Genomic DNA, 1912 nt, shown 5'->3' with positions numbered 1-1912 from the left:
CGCATTGCCGCCCACATCAAGGTCCTGCTTGCCGGTCCCAGCGGCTAACCTGTTTTTTGCCTACGCTGGAAAATGGGGATCCTCTTCTTGCAGGAGCTAGGTAGGGCGCGTTTTGGAGTAGCTAAACCATGACCTGGGATCTGGGGCGGTTTTGGAACACCCTCACCTACTACGAGGTGCTCCCCTTTGCTAACTTCTGGCGCTGGCTGCAGAATGGCTTTCCAAGCCCAGCCGCTTACTTTATGCCTCCTTCTCTAACGCCCGCTACTTCCCTTCCCTTGCTGCTTTTGGGCAATGGCCTGCCTGAGGGTTTGGCAGAGGCGCTGCGCCAGCAAGGGGCAGAAGTCCAGGAGAGAGGGGATGAGGTGACAGCCAGGGTCATCCTCGGTCTGGAGAACCGGGAGAAAGCTAAGGCCTACCTAGAGCGCCTGCGCCGCAGCGGCCAAACAGAACAGCTGCTCTTTGACTTCCGCCAGCCCGATCCCCAGCTGAACCAGTTCTGGGGCATCCTCGACGATGTGGTGATGGGCGGGGTGAGTCAAAGCCAACTGCTCTGGGGGGAGGGTGAGCTGCTGTTTACAGGCCAGGTTTCCACGGCCAACTTCGGCGGCTTTGTTTCCACGCGCACCCGCAATTGGCAGCCGCCTCTGGATGCGTCGGAGTTTGCCGGGCTGGAGCTGCGGCTACGGGGCGATGGACAGCGCTACAAGGTTCTACTGCGGGATCAAGGGGGCTGGGACAGCCCGGCCTACGGCTACGCCTTCGACACCACTCCAGGGGAGGAGCAGACCGTCCAGGTTCCTTTTGCCGAGATGGTGCCCACCTTTCGCGCCCGCCGGGTTGCCGCTCCCCCTTTGAATACCCGCCAGATCTATTCGCTGCAACTGATGCTGAGCAAATTTGAAGCGGACGGCAGTCCCAACCGCCGTTTTCGGCCTGGGCCGTTTCGGCTGGGCGTGCGTTGGATCGGGCTCTATCGCCAGGAGCCGCTGCCGCAACTGATTGGGGTGGCGCGGGGATCCCTAACTCCCGATTGGGTGGCGGCCCTGCAGGAGAGCTCCAGCCGTTGGTGTGGGGTGGAGATGCCCGCCGAGATCGAGGGATCCACCTTAGCCGCTCACCTACTGCGCCTTTTGCGCTCGCCCGCCAGTGTGGGCCGGGTGGTGCCGCTGGAAGCCTTCCATGGCTAGGCTTCTTGGCGGCCTCCAGGGATCCCTAGGAATGGGGCTTTTGGCCCTCCTGTGGCTGGGGGCGGGCCAAGGGATCCCTTACCTGTTTGACTGGGACGAGCTCATTTACGCCAGCTTGGCGCGGCAGATGCTATCCAGCGGCGATCCCCTGGCTTTGCAGATCAACGGCGAGCCCTTCTACGAGAAGCCGCCTCTGTTTTTCTGGCTGCAGGCGTTGGCAATGGCGGCCCTGGGGGTCAACGAAGGGGCAGCGCGGCTACCCAATGCGTTTGCCGGCGGCATCACGGTGGCCCTCTTGGGGGCGTGGGGAGCGCGGCTGCGCGGGGTGGGGTTTGGCTGCCTCTGGGGGATCCTGCTCCTGACGGGCTACCTGCCTTTGTTTTTCTACAAAACCGGCCTCATCGACCCGCTGTTGAATTTGTGCATGGGCGTGGGGCTGGGATCCCTTTGGGCTGCTGACGAGGCCCGTCGCTCCGGCCGCTCCGGGCAGGGGTGGAACGCCCTGGGCGCGCTGGCCTTGGGCCTAGCGGTGTTGGCCAAAGGACCCGTGGGGCTGGTGTTGCCGCTGGGCATCTGGGCCCTCTACAAGCTCTGGCAGGGGGATCCGCCAGGGCGGTGGGGGGAGATGGTGGCCTTCCTTGGTTTGGGGGGGCGTATGCTTGTGGCTGGGCTCTGCGGGTATTACCATACGCACGCTGCGGCCGCAGCGTACGGGTTAGAGA

General features: G+C 63.7%; 2 protein-coding genes. Both read left to right on the top strand.

Features of this window, described 5'->3' with window-relative positions:
• Window positions 1–128: 128 nt before the first annotated feature.
• Window positions 129–1190 (top strand): CIA30 family protein, encoded by a 1062-nt coding sequence (locus NW827_RS10730; protein ID WP_414403547.1) that lies wholly within the window; start codon window positions 129–131, stop codon window positions 1188–1190.
• Window positions 1183–1912 (top strand): ArnT family glycosyltransferase (locus NW827_RS10725; protein ID WP_414503675.1); only part of this gene is annotated, 730 nt, incomplete at its 3' end. The genes NW827_RS10730 and NW827_RS10725, both read left to right, overlap by 8 nt.

It is taken from the genome of Synechococcus sp. H70.1 (genome assembly GCF_047502705.1).
Taxonomy (GTDB): Bacteria; Cyanobacteriota; Cyanobacteriia; order Thermostichales; family Thermostichaceae; genus Thermostichus.
The sequence above is the reverse complement of the archived record's forward strand: the minus strand, read 5'-3'. Positions and strand labels throughout refer to the sequence as shown.

Coding starts and splice junctions, on each gene's coding strand:
- NW827_RS10730 (WP_414403547.1), top strand. CDS start 129: ATGACCTGGGATCTGGGGCGGTTTTGGAACACCCTCACCTACTACGAG.